At 49.9% G+C, this 16377-nt stretch carries 15 protein-coding genes and 1 tRNA gene; 13 read left to right on the forward strand and 3 right to left on the reverse strand.

Annotated elements, in window-relative coordinates:
- Positions 1 to 251 precede the first annotated feature (251 nt).
- A tRNA-Pro gene (locus tag C4B57_10195) sits at positions 252 to 328 on the reverse strand.
- 155 nt (positions 329 to 483) lie between these two features.
- Between C4B57_10195 and C4B57_10200 the strand changes: the two genes are divergently transcribed.
- The 3 genes from C4B57_10200 to C4B57_10210 all read left to right on the forward strand — a co-directional run bounded on the left by C4B57_10200 (position 484) and on the right by C4B57_10210 (position 5779).
- Positions 484 to 2556: a penicillin-binding protein 1A gene (locus tag C4B57_10200; protein PXF53013.1), complete on the forward strand. Its 2073-nt coding sequence runs from the start codon at positions 484 to 486 to the stop codon at positions 2554 to 2556.
- A gap of 73 nt (positions 2557 to 2629) precedes the next feature.
- On the forward strand, positions 2630 to 3592 hold the full coding sequence (locus C4B57_10205) for a 2-dehydropantoate 2-reductase (protein PXF53014.1): 963 nt from the start codon (positions 2630 to 2632) through the stop codon (positions 3590 to 3592).
- A 903-nt stretch (positions 3593 to 4495) separates the two neighbouring features.
- Positions 4496 to 5779, forward strand: a complete 1284-nt coding sequence (locus C4B57_10210) for a transcription termination factor Rho (protein ID PXF53015.1) — start codon at positions 4496 to 4498, stop codon at positions 5777 to 5779.
- Positions 5780 to 5786: 7 nt separating this feature from the next.
- Here the strand turns inward: C4B57_10210 and C4B57_10215 are convergent, their stop codons facing one another.
- Positions 5787 to 6989, reverse strand: coding sequence for a pyridoxal phosphate-dependent aminotransferase (locus C4B57_10215; GenBank protein PXF53037.1), 1203 nt, complete (start codon positions 6987 to 6989; stop codon positions 5787 to 5789).
- 219 nt (positions 6990 to 7208) lie between these two features.
- Here C4B57_10215 and C4B57_10220 point away from each other — a divergent pair, with 219 nt between their 5' ends.
- Positions 7209 to 7898 carry a ribulose-phosphate 3-epimerase gene (locus tag C4B57_10220; protein PXF53038.1) on the forward strand — a complete coding sequence of 230 codons (690 nt, stop codon included), beginning with the start codon at positions 7209 to 7211 and terminating at the stop codon, positions 7896 to 7898.
- 64 nt (positions 7899 to 7962) lie between these two features.
- Here the strand turns inward: C4B57_10220 and C4B57_10225 are convergent, their stop codons facing one another.
- Positions 7963 to 8169 carry a hypothetical protein gene (locus tag C4B57_10225; GenBank protein PXF53016.1) on the reverse strand — a complete coding sequence of 69 codons (207 nt, stop codon included), beginning with the start codon at positions 8167 to 8169 and terminating at the stop codon, positions 7963 to 7965.
- 622 nt (positions 8170 to 8791) lie between these two features.
- On the opposite strand from C4B57_10225, the gene C4B57_10230 reads away from it, so the two are divergent.
- The 9 genes from C4B57_10230 (at position 8792) to C4B57_10270 (ending at position 16358) form a co-directional block, all read left to right on the forward strand.
- On the forward strand, positions 8792 to 10321 hold the full coding sequence (locus C4B57_10230; GenBank protein PXF53017.1) for a two-component system sensor histidine kinase/response regulator: 1530 nt from the start codon (positions 8792 to 8794) through the stop codon (positions 10319 to 10321).
- A 13-nt stretch (positions 10322 to 10334) separates the two neighbouring features.
- Positions 10335 to 11129 (forward strand): hydrolase TatD, encoded by a 795-nt coding sequence (locus C4B57_10235; protein PXF53018.1) that lies wholly within the window; start codon positions 10335 to 10337, stop codon positions 11127 to 11129.
- Positions 11130 to 11270: 141 nt separating this feature from the next.
- Positions 11271 to 11987, forward strand: coding sequence for a YggS family pyridoxal phosphate-dependent enzyme (locus C4B57_10240; GenBank protein PXF53019.1), 717 nt, complete (start codon positions 11271 to 11273; stop codon positions 11985 to 11987).
- Positions 11980 to 12354 carry a 6-carboxytetrahydropterin synthase QueD gene (queD, locus tag C4B57_10245; protein ID PXF53020.1) on the forward strand — a complete coding sequence of 125 codons (375 nt, stop codon included), beginning with the start codon at positions 11980 to 11982 and terminating at the stop codon, positions 12352 to 12354. The genes C4B57_10240 and queD overlap by 8 nt, the downstream gene beginning before the upstream one ends.
- Positions 12351 to 12989, forward strand: a complete 639-nt coding sequence (locus C4B57_10250) for a 7-carboxy-7-deazaguanine synthase QueE (GenBank protein ID PXF53039.1) — start codon at positions 12351 to 12353, stop codon at positions 12987 to 12989. Before queD ends, C4B57_10250 begins: the two co-directional genes overlap by 4 nt.
- A 134-nt stretch (positions 12990 to 13123) precedes the next feature.
- Complete coding sequence (locus C4B57_10255) at positions 13124 to 13549, forward strand: hypothetical protein (GenBank protein PXF53021.1); 426 nt, start codon at positions 13124 to 13126, stop codon at positions 13547 to 13549.
- Positions 13550 to 14287 carry an ATP synthase F0 subunit B gene (gene atpF, locus C4B57_10260; protein ID PXF53022.1) on the forward strand — a complete coding sequence of 246 codons (738 nt, stop codon included), beginning with the start codon at positions 13550 to 13552 and terminating at the stop codon, positions 14285 to 14287.
- Positions 14284 to 14835, forward strand: a complete 552-nt coding sequence (locus C4B57_10265; protein PXF53023.1) for a F0F1 ATP synthase subunit delta — start codon at positions 14284 to 14286, stop codon at positions 14833 to 14835. Before atpF ends, C4B57_10265 begins: the two co-directional genes overlap by 4 nt.
- Positions 14835 to 16358, forward strand: a complete 1524-nt coding sequence (locus C4B57_10270; GenBank protein ID PXF53024.1) for a F0F1 ATP synthase subunit alpha — start codon at positions 14835 to 14837, stop codon at positions 16356 to 16358. The genes C4B57_10265 and C4B57_10270 overlap by 1 nt, the downstream gene beginning before the upstream one ends.
- Positions 16359 to 16377: the final 19 nt, after the last annotated feature.

The raw sequence follows: 16377 nt of genomic DNA on the forward strand, positions 1-16377 counted from the left end.
AATCCTGGCTATGGTGGTATTTTTACCCATAGCTTGAGAAAAGACGATCACAGCTTGCCTCTGAAGGCTCAAAAGAGCCTCCTGTGCTGCGTCACAAAATTCGCCTGCGCTTATATGAAATATCCAGGCCATACTCTTTGGATATTTTATAACAGTGATCTTCCGTCAGAGGGGACATTTTGTGACTCTCAGTCCGCAAGGCGGCAGACCGAGGCGGCCTTCGGCCGCACCCCCGGTCGCAATGTCTAATCTGGTCGGGGCGAGAGGATTTGAACCTCCGACCCTCTGCTCCCAAAGCAGATGCGCTTCCAGGCTGCGCTACGCCCCGATCGTAATTATTTACTACCTGCCATGACAGTTATCCGTGACCTGTCAGCATCTTGTTTAACACAGGGCCTGAAAGCCTTCAAGAGCTTGGATTTAGTATGACACTCTTGGTTCCGCGGTTGCCTCGATGTAACACTATGTTTATATAGAATACATATGGCCAGAACCATCAGAAAGAGATCCAGAAAACCCATTATATGGGGCTATCGTCCTCTGCTGGGAATCCTGCTCGGTTCAGCCCTTGTTGTATTCCTTGCGGCAGGCAGTCTCATGATAGGGTATATGCTCCTGGGCCTTCCGGAAATTTCAAGTCTTAAGTCTTATAATCCTCCTATGGTTACGGAAGTACTCGACTCGGATCATCGCCCCATTGCATATTGGTATAAGGAGAGAAGATGGCCGGTCCCGATATCCAGAATGCCGGACAGACTGGTGCAGGCATTCCTTGCAGCTGAAGATGCCCGGTTTTACGAGCATCCCGGAATTGATTTCATGGGTGTCATTCGGGCCATTCTGAAAAATGTGGAGGCCGGTGAAATAGTCCAGGGAGCCAGCACGATTACCCAGCAGGTAACAAGGTCCTTGCTCCTCACCCGAAAGAGGAGTTGGTTGCGTAAGGTAAAAGAATCCATCCTGGCCTGGCAGATAGACGCTGCCCTCACAAAAGACGAAATACTGAGCATATATCTGAATCAGATATATCTTGGGCAGGGGGCCTATGGAGTCGAAAGTGCTGCCAGGACCTATTTCGCAAAACATGTAGATGATCTGAATCTTGCTGAATGTGCACTTTTTGCCGGTCTGCCCAAGGCCCCGAGCCGGTATGATCCAACAAGGCACATGAATCTTGCCAGGAAGCGTCAACATTATGTGCTGAGGCGGATGGTAGAGGAGGGCTATATTACTCCAGAAGAGGCGGAAGAGGCAAAAAAGACCCCTATTCGCCTGAAAAGAGAAACCTTAGATCCACCGCCAGCGCCCGGTACAGATTATTTTCTTTCAGAGGCCAGAAAGGAACTTGAAGCGAGGTATGGCAATAAAAGGCTCCTGGAAGACGGTCTTACCATAATAACTACCCTGAAAAGGGACTGGCAGGTCAAGGCCAATGAGGCAGTGCTTCAGGGTCTGGACAGATTACGCAGGAGACATGCCAAAGATACTGAACTGGGCAGGTCTGTTCAGGCAGCCCTTGTGGCAATCGAAGCAAAAACCGGAGCCGTTCGGGCCCTTTGGGGAGGCGAGGACTTCAAAAAATCTCAATTCAACCTGGCGACCCAGGGCATGATGCAGCCAGGATCCGCCTTTAAGCCGATAATCTATACAGCAGCCCTATCCAAAGGACTTATTGCTCCTAATACAATCGTCGTTGATGAACCGATCTCACTTCCCGGGGCGAATCCTCAAACTATGTGGGAGCCGGAAAATTTCGACAAGACCTATATGGGCCCGATAACTATAAGGACTGCTCTGGAATACTCACGCAATATCATTTCTGTGAAAATCGCAAGGATAACCGGGTTGAGATCCATCCACGATATGGCGAGGCGTATGGGAATAGATACACCCCTGGCTGATAATCTGTCTATTTCCCTGGGTTCTTCCGAAGTGACTCTAATTGAGATGGCAAGGGCTTTCAGTACTTTTCCGAATCTGGGTAAAAATATTAAGCCTCTGTTTATACAAGAGGTTAGAAATCGAAACGGAGAGATTATAGAACAGCTTGAGCCTGTTTTCAAAGAAGCGGTTGACCCGGTAACCGCTTTTCAGATGCTTCATCTCCTCAGGGGAGTAATTCAGGATGGTACGGGTCGCAATGCCAGAGCACTCGGAATTCCGGCAGGCGGCAAAACCGGTACTACCGATAATTGTAGAGACGCGTGGTTCATTGGTTTTACACCTGAGGTAGTGACAGCAGTGTGGGTAGGAAGGAAAGACAAGAAATCGTTGGGCGAAAAGGAAACCGGGGGCAGAGTTGCCTGCCCGATCTGGACATCTTTTATGTCAGTAACAAAAAAGGAGGCGACAAAAAAGGATTTCAGTATTCCTCATGGAATAGCTCTTGTCCCGGTAGACCGGCAAACCGGCGAAATAATCATACCCAGGATAGACAATAAAAGGCCTTTTGTTTGGGAGGCGATGAGAGAGGATTTGCTTCCGCCCCTTCACCCTTCGTCTGGGAAATTCAGGCTTCCTTCATGGCTGAGAAGACTTGACGACTTTCTCTTTTAATCCTGTTATTTTCTCCGCCCATAGGAATTTCTGTAAGAGGTCCAAGAGAATTTGTTCAGAAATGGAATAAACAATGCGGAATCGAGATCAATTCAAGCTCACTATTACAGGTCCAGGGGCCATGGGCTGTCTTCTGGCCGCCATACTTTACAGGCAGGATCGCCCTGTTTCCTTACTTGATTATAAACCGGATCGTGCCGAGAGGCTGAAGAAGGCCGGGATACGGATTGTGTCTTCAAAGGAGGCATGGACTGCCTTCCCGAATGTTACTGCAGAACCTGAGTCCCTGGGTCCCCAGGACTGTGTGGTAATGTTTGTCAAGGCTGCCCAGACCGCCAGTGCTGTTGAGCGTATGGGTCCCCTGATAGGACCCGGAACCCTGGTTGTTTCTCTGCAAAACGGCGTTGGACATGAATCCGCTCTTTCTAAAGTTGTAAAACCGGAACATATTGCCCTTGGCGTAACTTTGCATGGGGCGACTTTATTGAATGAAGGGCATGTTCGACATGCCGGAAGCGGTCCTACAACGATTGGATTAGTGATCAACAATACCGAGGCCAAATACAAATTAACTTCTTTGACAACTTTGCTGAACGACGCGGGATGGCACTCTCAAGTAGTTGAAGATATTTATCCTCACATATGGCGCAAACTGATTGTCAATGTCGGGATAAACGCCTTGACCGCCCTTTTAGGCCTTACCAACGGGAAATTACCCCAATATCCGGAATCCCTGCGATTGCAGGAAATGGCAGTTACAGAGGCATGGATGTTGTCATTAAAGAAGGGTATAGCCCTGGGCCTTACAATTGAAGAGGCCCATGATATGGTTAATTCAGCGTGCAAGGCGACCGCGGACAACAGGTCTTCCATGCTCCAGGACCGTATCAAAAACAGGCCTACCGAAATCGACTATATTAACGGCGCCGTTACCGAAATGGGCAAAAAGCTTGGGGTTGCGACCCCGGTAAACGAGGCCTTGACTCTCCTTGTGCGTCTTAATTCACGTCTGGGCTGGAAGGATCCCGCTATATAATCTGGAAGACCTCAGTAAAGAATAAAGGTAAATATTCGGCGAACCCGTGGTCCACTGTGGAAGCTGCCGTCCGTGCCCTGCCGCAGGAGCGGTTTGCCTTTTGCAGGGTTTCAACCGCGGGCCGGATTGCACTGCCTCTCCGGTCTGCGATGAGTGAGCTTTGAAACCCGGAAAGAGGTAACCGCTTCAAGGCAGGATATAACGGGTTCACCGAATATTTACGAATAAGGGTCTGGCTGAATGGAAAAAAGGCATTGACAATTCAATAATTATATTATTATTTTCTTGACTTAGGCTTTGGAAGCGATTAATTAAGCATAAGTCATCAGGTCAGCGATGGCTGAGTCTTGGTCGTTATTTAGCACGATAAATCAAAGTCGTGCCATTCACACTCAGTAGGAGTCCTTCTGCTTCCAGGCGTAGAATATTCCTTAATATTGATATCAGACAGTTGAATATGCTACACGATATCTGCCTTGAAGCAGGTTGCCTTTTTCAGATTTTAAAGCTAACTTGTTGCATCTTCCAGAGACAGTAGAAATATTGCCCGCTATCGAAATCCCTGCAACAGGCAGCCTGCGCGTCATGGCGAAGCACGGATTGCACCTGGTATCGTAAATTATACAGTTAATTTTGTTGATTATGTATAGCTTCCGGGCCGTTATGCCTGGCAAGTATTGGAATTTTTTTTGCATAATACGGCAGGATAATCAGATGCGCATGCAGGTTTTTTAGAGGTTGCGTGTCGACCCTGTTGAAGAATCCCACCGAAGGCGGCTCATTAAAGCCCATTTTTTAACAGAATTACAATGCATTGCAAACCTTATCATAATGTGTATCTATGTCGAAAATTTTTATCCGGGGACCCTGTTTAGAATATGCGAGTTCCCATAGAGGTTAACCATGTCTAAAATAACTAATACGAATAAAGAAAAAGTATTAAATCTGAATGATTTAAAACGTAAAAGCATAAATGAGCTTTACAAGACGGCAAAAGTTCTGGGCATAGATTCTGCCAGCGGGATGCGCAAGCAGGACCTCATTTTTGCCGTACTTAAGGCCCAGACCACCAATAATGGAATTGTATACGGCGATGGTGTGCTGGAGATACTCCAGGATGGATTTGGTTTTCTTCGCAGCCCGGACTATAATTACCTGCCAGGTCCAGACGACATATATGTATCTCCGTCACAAATCAGACGTTTTGACTTAAAAACCGGCGATACCGTCTCCGGCCAGATCCGTCCTCCCAAGGAGGGGGAGCGATACTTTGCCTTATTAAAAATAGAATCCCTAAACTATGATGCCCCTGATGCAGGTTTTGACAAAGTAATTTTTGACAACCTCACTCCTCTCTATCCCAATGAGCGTTTCAAGTTGGAGACCGATTCAGACAACTATTCCGCAAGGTTAATGGATTTACTGACTCCGATCGGCAAGGGCCAAAGAGGACTTATAGTCGCACCTCCCCGAACCGGCAAGACAATGCTGCTCCAAAATATCGCCAACAGTATCTCCACAAATCATCCCGAGGTGATAATGATAGTCCTGCTCATAGATGAAAGGCCGGAGGAAGTTACAGACATGCAGCGCCTGGTAAAGGCCGAGGTTGTGAGCTCTACGTTCGATGAGCCGGCCCAGCGCCATGTTCAGGTCTCCAAGATGGTTATTGAGAAGGCCAAGCGCCTGGTGGAACATAAACACGACGTGGTGATACTTCTGGACAGTATTACAAGGCTCGCCAGGGCCTATAACACGGTAGTTCCTCCCAGCGGAAAGATACTCTCAGGAGGTGTGGACTCCAATGCACTTCAGAAGCCCAAGCGTTTCTTCGGGGCCGCCAGGAACATTGAGGAAGGGGGTAGCCTCACCATAATTGCCACTGCCATTGTGGATACAGGAAGTCGAATGGACGAGGTTATATTTGAAGAGTTTAAGGGTACTGGAAACATGGAGATACATTTAGACAGAAAACTGACTGACAAGCGGATTTTTCCCTCTATCGACATCAACCGTTCCGGCACCAGGAAAGAGGAATTACTGCTGCCTGAGGATGTATTGAATCGAATCTGGATATTGCGAAAGCTTCTGTCACCTTTAAATCCTGTAGACAGTATGGAATTCCTTCTGGACAAGATGCGGGGCACGAAGAACAACGCGGAATTCCTGGCATCCATGAACAGATGATATGGGGCTAAATCCCCACCCTCTCCATCGCCCCTATAAACCCTTTCCTTGACCGTTCAATTACCTCGTCGTCCACGCAGAAGGCTATGCGAAAGTGCCCGGGTGAACCAAAGCCCGTGCCTGGTACTGTCAGTATGCATTCTTTCTGCAGTATGCGGACAAACTCCGTGTCGTCGGGAATAGGGGCGCGGGGGAAGAAATAAAAGGCGCCCTGGGGCACAATAAATGTGTAGCCGGCCTCTCTTAAGATCTCTGCCAGGCGGTCTCTGCGCCTTTGATATACCTTGATGTCTGTGATGTGATCGAGCGCTTCTCCCACTACTCTCTGCATCAGGGCGGGTGCGTTAACAAAGCCCAGAATACGGTTTGCCAGGGTAAGGGCATCCAGGAGGGCTGTCTTGTGGGACGCCTCAGGGTGGACTGCAACATAGCCTATACGTTCACCAGGAATGGAGAGATCCTTGGAAAAAGACGTGATTACTATGCTGTTCGGGTAAAACCTGAGGATCGGAGGCACAGCGTAGCCGTTGAACACCAGCCTGCGATATGGTTCATCCGAGATCAAAAATATGGGGTGGCTGAAATAGTCACTTGCTCGCTTGAGCAACTTTGCCAGGACCTCAAGCTCCGTCCTGCCGTAGATTACCCCGGACGGGTTATTGGGGGAGTTTAACAACACCGCCTTGGTTTTATTATTTATGGCGTCTTCTATGGCCTTTATGTCCAGGGAAAAATCAGGCCTTGACTCCACAGGGACCAACCTGCCGCCGTGATTGTCAACATAAAAACCGTATTCTACAAAGTATGGTTTTGATACGATTATCTCATCATCCGGGTTCAAAAGGGACTTAAAAATGATATTGAGCCCCCCCGCCGCACCACAGGTCATAATAATTTCTTCTGCGCTTAATTTTATTTGATGGTCTCTGCTTGCCTGTACGGCCATCCTTGACCTTACATCGGTAAGCCCCGCGTTCGGCATATACGAATGGACGCCCGGAGACCGGTCAGCCGCAACGGTCTCAAGTACTCTTTGAAAAGACCTGTGTGGAGGAAGGTCAGGATTGCCGAGACTGAAGTCGCATATCTTGTCAGCGCCGAACTTGGCCCTGAGGCTGGCACCTTCCTCGAACATCTTCCGGATCCAGGAGGCGCTTTCCATGAAGTCCAACATCTTCCGGGCCACGGTGCTGGCGGATGACCGGATCATTTTTTCGTCCTTTCCATTGCTTTCAATATCTATGTTTTCGAACAATTGTTCAGTAGATTTTTTGGCCTTGGATGGAATATAGCTTTCAATTCAGAACTAAGCAATTTATGATAGGGTTAAGTAAATTCAGGAGTGATTACGCTGCAAAAGCCTTGAATCAGTGATTGCCCAGAGACGTGCTTTGGTATATACAGAAGGTCCTTAATATAAATGAATGTCATGAAGATACAGATCGCACCATCGATATTGTCCGCGGATTTTGGCCGACTGGCTGAAGAAGTCCGGTCAGTAGAGACGGCCGGGGCCGACGTGATTCATGTGGACGTCATGGACGGTCATTTTGTCCCCAACATTACCATAGGGCCAATGATAGTAAAGGCCTTACGTTCGGTTACCAGGTTGCCTCTGGATGTGCATCTTATGATCGAATTTCCTGATCGCTACATAGACGTCTTTGCCCAGGCCGGCGCCTCCTGGCTTACTGTGCATGTTGAGACATGTACACACCTTCACAGGACCATCCATGCCATAAAGGCCCATGGGATCAAGGCAGGTGCCGTGCTGAATCCTGCGACACCGCCATCGATCCTTGAATACGTTTTGACAGACCTGGACCTGGTACTTGTGATGAGTGTAAATCCGGGTTTTGGCGGCCAGCATTTTATTCCCTCGTCCCTTGATAAGATCAGGCGTCTGCGAAAACTTCTGGCAGGCCTGGATCACTATGTGCCTATTGAAGTGGACGGCGGTGTAAATTCGCAGACCATAGAGGCTGTCGTATCAGCGGGTGCCGATATATGTGTGGCCGGATCGGCGGTTTTCAGTTCCAGCGACTATGCGGCAACTATAAAAAAATTAAAAGAGCTTGGACAAAAAGGGCTCAACGGGCGCGGTGGACCCATTCTGTGATTTTCTTATCAGAAAAAAATAAGGGAGCATACACTCCCTTATTTTTCCCCAGGTTTCGAGTATGTTAGCAGCCCTCGATGGCCTTTCTCTTTGGCTTGATGGTTACGTCTTGACCAGTCTTAAGTTTGCATTTGCCGTCGAGCGTGATGACTATCTTTCCTTCTTCGATTGACTCGACCGTGCCTTTGCATTTTGTTGCCGCCAGGCTGACGCCCGCCATGCTCAGTGAGAAAATAAGAGCCAAAACCAGTGATGTAATCTTCTTGCGCATAATTCTTCCCCCTTGTTTAATTAGTTTGTTTCAAGTATAGAAATTACCCCGAATGACAATGCCAAGGTAACCGTATACCTCATTGCCAATTTATGTCACTATACGAAAGTGTAGCCTTGTGTCAAGATGTTTTGCAGCATAGATAACTTAAAAAATGGTAAATATTCGGTGAACCCGTGGTCCCACGTGACCGTTCACGGAAGGGGATATTTCTTTTCACTTAACACTTCAGCCCCTTGTTTTCTTAAGGCTTTTGACATGGGGGAGTCTTGCCCCCTCCCCGTTCTCCTTCGCTGCGCTCAGGAGCCGGGGTTTCCCCTACAGCAAAAGCCGAGAAAACTACGGGGGCTTCCGTTAAACTGTTCAAAGAGATATCCCCTTCCCGTGAACGGTTGCCATCCGTGCCCCCTGCCGCAGGAGCGGTTTGCCTTTTGCAGGGTTTCGATCGCGGGCCAAATTGCACTGCCTCTCCGGTCTGCAATGAGTGAGCTTTGAAACCCGGAAAAAGGTAACCGCTTCAAGGCAGGATATAAAGGGTTCACCGGATATTTATAATAAAATGGTTGCAAGTGCCCGGATATTGTTCTGAGGCAGCATAACAGGATCCCAGAGGTATCGAGGAATGATATTTGCATCAGATAGTTTTTTGACCAGAGATATCAGGGGCAGCGAACAAAAGCTTTCTAATAAAGAACACGCAGGGCAGGTAATGAGCGAGTTTTCAGCAACATCTTACGAAAAAGGCGGGGATGATGTCTCTTGCGGCATGAATTTGCCCAGGAGTCGCGGCAATTTCCGGCCCCTGTTGGATCTGGCAGTAAAGCTTAACTCCGCCTTTCTGATGGCAAACGACCTTGATGAAATCCTTCAGGCCGTATTGGTTGGAGTGACTGCGGGAGAAGGCCTGGGTTTTAACAGGGCATTTCTATTTCAGTTGGATACTGAAAAAGGGTATATGGAGGGCAAGCTGGCAATTGGCCCGGCAAGCTGTGAAGATGCCAGACGGATATGGGAGGAGATATCTGAAAAGCGCCTTTCCCTTTTTGAGATTCTGGATGATGTTAAAGGCACGTTTTATGACATGTCCCATCCACTTAATCAACTTGTAAGACGGATAAAGGTCCTGCTTTCAGCAAAAGATCACGTTATGGTAAGGGCCGTGACCGAGAAAAGCGCATTCTGGGTTGGAGGCAAAAGCAGGAACGGTTCCGTTGCTCCTGAGGATCTTGTGGAGATGCTTGGCACTGCTGAGTTTGCCGTTGCTCCGCTTTTTGATCAAGAAGAGGCCTACGGAGTGATACTCGCTGACAATTTTGTTACCGGACGGCCCATAGACCAGGTAGATGTTGACGCTCTCCAGCTCTTTGCAGGTCTTGCTTCCATAGCAGTAGGCAAAACACGCATGTGTGAGATGCTGGAGGAGAGGGTCCGGGCGCTGAGGATCCTGAATGACGAGGTGGAGCGGAACAAGGACCAGTTGGTTGAGGCGGAAAGGTGTGCCGCCCTGGGTAAGATGTCTGACCAATTACTTCATGAGATACGAAATCCCCTTGCAATAATAGGGGGCATGGCCAAGATCCTTGAGAGAAAACTCAAGGATTCTGAATTAACTGATTATGCCAAGACCATGGTCAGAGAAAGCGGGCGTGTGGAAAAGATCCTGACAGTGCTTTTCGATTTTGCAAAGGTGCCCGAGCTGAATCCGGAGCCGGTAAGGCTTTGCGATCTGATAAAGGCCTCTCTTGCCCTTTTACACTCAGAATTGGACAGGCATGACATAAAATTGAATGTTGATTTTCCTGATCTTGAGCCGGTGCTTTATCTCGACCGCATACATATCCAGCAGGCCTTTTTAAATATACTGAAGAACGCCGTGGAGGCGATGCCGGAGGGCGGAATGCTGACAGTTTCAGTGTCCAGACCTGAAAAAAGAAGTGTTGATATCCAGATAACCGATACAGGACTCGGAATGGCAAAGGGACACCTGAACAGGGCATACGAGCCCTTCTTTACCACCAAGACTCAGGGGCTGGGCCTGGGTCTCAGCCTGGCAAAACGGGCAATTGAGCTGCACGGCGGGTTCATGTGTCTGGCAGGAAACAGGCTTGGAGGTACAGACGTAAGCATTAGCCTTCCTGGTATGAGTGCCTGAGTCAGGGACTACCATGAATGTTTTTTCCGGCCCGGACTTCATAGATACACACGTTCACCTCGATATTCCGCCCCTGACAGGGGACCAATCCGGGGCGATCAGAAGGGCGGAGAAGGTCGGGGTCCGTCAGGTCATCACTGTAGGGACAGATCTGGCGAGTTCGAAAAAAAATCTTGAGCTGGCAAGGCAATTTCCTCAGGTTTATGCTGCAGTAGGCATTCATCCACACGATGCAAAAGGGGCTTCAGATGAGGTATACAGTGAGCTTCTGAGGCTTGCAGGTATTCCGAATGTGGTTGCCTGGGGTGAAATAGGGCTTGATTTTGTCAAGGAATATTCGCCCAGGGACATTCAGCTCAGGGTCTTTCGTCAACAGGTCCGGCTGGCTGCCGGAATTGCCTTGCCCATTATTGTCCATGACAGAGGTGCACATGTAGAGACTGTTGAAATATTGAGAGAAGAGGCTGCAGGAGTATTAAGGGGCGTGATGCATTGTTTTTCCGGCGATGTGAAACTGGCAAGGCAGGTCCTGGATTTAGGTTTTTTCATATCTGTAACCGGTATCGTCACTTTCCCCAAGGCAAAACTCGTCAAGGAGGTTGTGAACTATGTGCCGCTGGAGCGCCTGCTCATAGAGACAGACTCTCCGTTTCTGAGTCCGGTCCCATACCGCGGCAAACCAAATGAACCGGCCCGGGTCGTTCATGTCGCAGAGGAGATTGCCAGGATCAAGGAGGTGTCCCTGCAGGAGGTCGCGCGATGTACAAGTGCCAATGCCAGGGACCTTTTCAGACTACCTGTACCCTAAGCCCTTGTTGCATCCTGATTACCCGGAAGACAGAGTCTTTTAGCCGGGCTGGGTCTGGATTTCATAGTCCGGCCCAGTGAGTCTGAAGAGACAGTCCCCAAGCCCTGGAGAATCTCCAAAAGTTAAAAAATAGCGGAAATTATGATCCTGCAAAACCTGGAAGCTCTGAAGTCACGGATGGCCAAGGCCGCTCAGAGGAGCGGCAGGCGTCCGGAAGATGTGCATCTGCTCGCTGTCACCAAGACAGTGCCTGTTGAGAGAATACGAGAGGCTATATCCTCAGGCCAAAGGCTCTTCGGGGAGAACTATGTGCAGGAGGCGGCAAAAAAGCGCGAGTCCCTGGGAAATCTTTTTTATGAGACCGAATGGCACTTCATAGGGCACTTGCAGAGAAATAAGGTAAGGCTTGCAGTGCAGTTGTTTGATTGCATTGAGACCGTGGATAGTCTGAAACTGGCCCGCGCCCTTGATCACCATGCAAAGGCGGCCGGAAAGAGATTGTCTGTGTATATTCAGGTAAACGTGGCAGGAGATCCCAGGAAATCAGGCCTTTCCCCGGAAGAGCTTCCGGTTTTTCTCGCAGAGGCCTCAGAGCTGTCCGGTATTGATATTTGCGGTCTGATGACCATGCCTCCATGGGATCCGGCACCGGAGTCGTCAAGGCCGTGGTTCAGGGTCCTCCGCGACTTGAGGGATAAGACGAATGCCGGTTTGGGATATAGTACGGGGCTCAGGGAACTGTCTATGGGAATGTCTCAGGATTTTGAAGTAGCTATAGAAGAGGGTGCCACTGTAGTGCGTATCGGGACCGCACTGTTCGGCCGGAGAGAATGCTCAATAGGTAAAAGAGATGTTTGAGGTGTCTATCAGGACACATTTTTCAGCCGCCCACTACCTCCGGAACTATCCCGGGAACTGTGAACACCTTCACGGCCACAACTGGAATGTAGAGGTCGTGGTCAGGGCTGAAAAGCTGAACAAAATAGACGTGGGTATTGATTTTCGGGACCTTAAGAAGGCCGTGGCCGGAGTACTGTCTGAACTGGACCATACCAATTTAAACGACCATCCCCGGTTCAGGGACAAAAATCCCTCATCAGAGAGGTTGGCAGAGTATATCTACCACCGTGTAAAGGAAGATCTCAAGTCTTTTAGCAGAATTGAGTTGGCAAGAGTTACTGTCTGCGAAACACCCGAAACCGGAGTGACGTATTGGGAGAGCTGAGATTATCTGTTTCCGAGACCTTTGTGAGCCTTCAGGGAGAAGGTTTATGGGCAGGATGGCCCTGTTTTTTTATTCGTCTTTCAGGCTGTAATCTCAGGTGTACCTATTGTGACACAAGATATGCCTATAAGGATGGAGAAAAAAGGGATATCCCCGGCCTTATCGAGGAATGGAGGCAGAACCGGATTGCCCTCGTACAGGTTACCGGAGGAGAACCGCTCTTGCAGCCTGAGACGCCCGTACTGCTCGATGGCTTGGTGAGTGCAGGCGCCAAGGTACTTCTGGAGACCAACGGGAGCCTGGCCCTTGGGAATGTCCCCAGGGCAGTAACCAAGATAGTTGATCGAAAGACCCCTGGGAGCGGCATGGAGGGATTTTTTCTTGAAGAGAACCTTCGTTGGCTGAATCAGGGGGATCAACTCAAATTTGTGATAACAGACCGGAAGGATTATGAGTGGGCAAGGGAAGAGGTTATCAGATTGCATCTTCCATGTTATACAGAGGTCTTGTTTTCTCCTGTATGGGGAGGACCGGCCCCTTTTCGTCTGGCTGAATGGATTATAGCAGACAGGCTTTCTGTGAGGCTCCAGATCCAGTTGCATAAAATCCTCTGGGGAGAGAAAAGAGGTACTTAGATTTGAAAAGGCGTTGACAGGATTATTTAAATAATGTAAAAGCATTTTGAAGTAAATTCTGAATGGGGGTTCATTTATCCTAAGTTCTTATTTTTATTAGATGTTGGGCCTTCGGGGGGAAGGAAACGGGAAAAATGATTACTATTGATTATTCAATAATTGCAGAGATTATTGGTTATTTGATTCTGTTGGTTATACTGAATACTATTCTCTACAAGCCTATTCGCAGGTTGCTTGAAGAGCGTGCGTCCCGGATGTCTTCCATCCAGGGCGATGTGGAAAAATATGAGCGCAATGCCGAGCAACTCCTTAAGGATTTTGAAATGAAGTTGGCCGAGGCCCGTGCATCCGGGCAGAATGAAATGGAGCAGTTGAAGCAGGAGGCCAGGGAGGAGGAGCATCAGATTCTCGAGACGAGTAATAAGGAGTCTGCTGCCAGGAAGCAGGAGTTGATGGCTGAACTCACATCAGAGATCGATGCTGCGAGGAAGGATCTTACGGCAAAAATCGAGGCCTTTGCCGTGGATATTTCGCAGAAGCTTCTGGGGAGGGCTATATAAATGGATTATATGAGGAAAGGTTGGGCTGGTATCCGGTCCCTGGTCGTAGTCTTTTCTTTTGTGGTTCTTCTGGTGGCCGCGGGTGGAGTGGCAGCGGCTGCCGACGAAGAGTCGGGGCACGATACTGCGGGCCTTGAATCAGTCCATGATACTGCCGCCGTGGGAGGTCATGAAACGGCATCCCCTGGTGAAGAGGCTGCCGCCGGCCATGAAGAAGGCCATGGCGCCGCCCATGAGGGCCATCACGGGCTGACCCACAGCCAGATAATGACTTTTGTCTGGTTCTGTCTTAATTTTGCTCTTCTTGTCTGCATACTGGTGAAATTCGGGAAAAAGCCTGTTACGGAAGCCCTTAAAGGAAGAACCGAATCGATAAGGGCCGCATTTGAAGAGCTGGAGGCCAAGCGAGCTGATGCAGAGCGCAAGTATGCAGAGTATGAGGGCAGGCTTTCCACTATGGATGAACAGGCAGAGCGTATACTGAAGAGTTTCACTGAGCAGGGGCAGGCAGTGAAAGAGAAGATTATAGCACAGGCCCACGAGACTGCAGAGCACATCAAGGCCCAGGCAGAATTTTACGTGCAACAGGAGCTTGCCAAGGCAAAGACCGAGTTGCAGACAGAAGTGGCTGATATGGCCGTCAAGATGGCAGAAGATCTAATTCGCAAGAACCTGAATGAGCAGGATCATCATCGCCTCATCAGTGAATATCTTGAAAGGGTGGTGCAGAAAAATTGACCAGTACAGTTATAGCTAAAAGGTATGCCAAGGCCCTCTTTGCCGTTGCCAAAGAGGAAGGGAAGTTAGAGGCCTATAGTCAGGCCTTGAAGGACATAGACGCCTTTCTGGAGGAAAGTCCTGACGTTGAGGCCGCACTTGTGAGCCCGGTGTTTCCGGCTGACATTAAAAAGACAGTCATAAAGGAGATTATCAAGGCCCTGAGTGTTGAAGCCGCCCTTGCGAATTTCCTGCAACTCCTGGTGGAGCGTGGCAGGATACAGCACTTGAAGTTGATGGCGGCCTGTTTCCAGGAGCTTATGGACGAGGAGACCGGTGTCGTGCGCGCAGTGGTCCGCTCCGCGGTTCCTTTGCCCAAAGACCTGCAGGACAAGTTTTCAGAGGTCCTGGCACAGGTTGCCGGCAAGCAGGTGACTTTACAGATAGAGGAAGATCCCGCTATAATTGGCGGTATAGTCGCCCGTGTAGGCGATATGGTTCTGGATGGCAGTATCAGGAGCCAGCTACAGAGTATCAGAGAATCCATAGGAAGGGGTGAGTTGGGATAATGGCACAGATAAAAGCTCAGGAAATCAGTGACATCATAAAGAAGCAGATTCAGGATTACGAGAAGGCAATTGATCTCGCCGAGACAGGTACGGTCCTGTCGGTCGGTGACAACGTCGCCCGTGTCTATGGCGTACGGAATTGCATGTCCATGGAGCTCCTGGAGTTCCCTGGGGGTATCATGGGTATTGCCCTGAACCTTGAGGAGGACAATGTCGGTGTTGCCGTTATGGGTGACGTCAGGGGGATCAAGGAGGGTGACCTGGTCAAGAGGACGGCCAGAATCGCCGAGGTGCCCGTGGGGGAGGCCTTACTGGGCCGTGTCGTGGATGCCCTTGGCAGTCCCATAGACGGAAAGGGCCCGATCGACGCAAAGGAGACCAGACGTATTGAGATGAAGGCCCCCGGCGTGATCGACAGGAAGGGAGTCCACGAGCCGTGCTACACAGGTCTCAAGGCGATCGACTCCATGACGCCTGTTGGTAGGGGGCAGCGCGAGCTGATCATCGGTGACCGCCAGATAGGAAAGACGGCGATTTGCGTGGACGCTATCATCGCCCAGAAAGAAACGGATGTGTACTGCATATATGTGGCCTCCGGTCAGAAACAGGCCACAGTGGCCCTGGTTGCCGAGGCCCTGCGCCGTCACGGGGCCATGGATTACACCACCATAGTCGCAGCCAGCGGCAGTGAGCCCGCGTCCCTGCAGTACCTGGCCGCCTATGCCGGATGCGCAATGGGCGAGTACTTCCGCGACAAGGGGCAGCATGCACTCATTCTCTATGACGATCTGTCAAAGCAGGCGGTTTCCTACCGCGAGCTTTCGTTGCTGCTGAGACGTCCTCCGGGGCGTGAGGCCTATCCCGGTGATATCTTTTACAACCATTCAAGGCTTCTGGAGAGGGCTGCCAAATTGAACGATGAATTGGGTTCAGGCAGTCTTACGGCCCTGCCCGTAATTGAGACCCAGCAGGGTGACGTGTCCGCCTATATTCCTACAAATGTTATTTCCATTACGGACGGCCAGGTATATCTGGAGCCGGGGCTCTTTTTTGCCGGTGTCCGTCCGGCCATCAACGTCGGCCTGTCGGTATCCAGGGTCGGCGGCGCGGCACAGGTAAAGGCCATGAAACAGGTGGCGGGTACCCTGAGGCTTGATCTGGCCCAGTACCGTGAGCTTGCGGCCTTTGCCCAGTTCGGTAGTGATCTGGACAAGGCCACACAGGACCAGTTGAACCGTGGCGAGCGCCTGGTTGAGATCCTGAAGCAGCCGCAGTATGCACCTCTTCCAATGGAGAAACAGGTAACCATCCTCTATGCCGGTACAAGAGGGCACCTGGACGAGTTGCCGGTTAACGTGCTCCATGATTTTGAGAAAGAGCTCTATGAATTTGTTGAGAATAAGCACCCTGATATCTTCAGTGAACTCAAGGAAAAGCTGGCCATAGACGATGCCCTTGACAAGAAGATGGGCGCGGCAATCGGGGGTTTTGTCAAGGAGTTCAAGGCGAACCGTAATCTTTAGGAACAAAAGGGGGGCTGCC

The sequence above is a fragment of the Deltaproteobacteria bacterium genome (genome assembly GCA_003194485.1).
GTDB lineage: Bacteria > Desulfobacterota > Dissulfuribacteria > Dissulfuribacterales > UBA3076 > UBA3076.

Excerpts from the sequence above, each read along its gene's own strand:
- C4B57_10200 (PXF53013.1), top strand. The coding sequence starts at position 484 with ATGGCCAGAACCATCAGAAAGAGATCCAGAAAACCCATTATATGGGGC.
- C4B57_10205 (PXF53014.1), top strand. The coding sequence starts at position 2,630 with ATGCGGAATCGAGATCAATTCAAGCTCACTATTACAGGTCCAGGGGCC.
- C4B57_10210 (PXF53015.1), top strand. The coding sequence starts at position 4,496 with ATGTCTAAAATAACTAATACGAATAAAGAAAAAGTATTAAATCTGAAT.
- C4B57_10215 (PXF53037.1), bottom strand. The coding sequence starts at position 6,989 with ATGATCCGGTCATCCGCCAGCACCGTGGCCCGGAAGATGTTGGACTTC.
- C4B57_10220 (PXF53038.1), top strand. The coding sequence starts at position 7,209 with ATGAAGATACAGATCGCACCATCGATATTGTCCGCGGATTTTGGCCGA.
- C4B57_10225 (PXF53016.1), bottom strand. The coding sequence starts at position 8,169 with ATGCGCAAGAAGATTACATCACTGGTTTTGGCTCTTATTTTCTCACTG.
- C4B57_10230 (PXF53017.1), top strand. The coding sequence starts at position 8,792 with ATGATATTTGCATCAGATAGTTTTTTGACCAGAGATATCAGGGGCAGC.
- C4B57_10235 (PXF53018.1), top strand. The coding sequence starts at position 10,335 with ATGAATGTTTTTTCCGGCCCGGACTTCATAGATACACACGTTCACCTC.
- C4B57_10240 (PXF53019.1), top strand. The coding sequence starts at position 11,271 with ATGATCCTGCAAAACCTGGAAGCTCTGAAGTCACGGATGGCCAAGGCC.
- queD (PXF53020.1), top strand. The coding sequence starts at position 11,980 with ATGTTTGAGGTGTCTATCAGGACACATTTTTCAGCCGCCCACTACCTC.
- C4B57_10255 (PXF53021.1), top strand. The coding sequence starts at position 13,124 with ATGATTACTATTGATTATTCAATAATTGCAGAGATTATTGGTTATTTG.
- atpF (PXF53022.1), top strand. The coding sequence starts at position 13,550 with ATGGATTATATGAGGAAAGGTTGGGCTGGTATCCGGTCCCTGGTCGTA.
- C4B57_10270 (PXF53024.1), top strand. The coding sequence starts at position 14,835 with ATGGCACAGATAAAAGCTCAGGAAATCAGTGACATCATAAAGAAGCAG.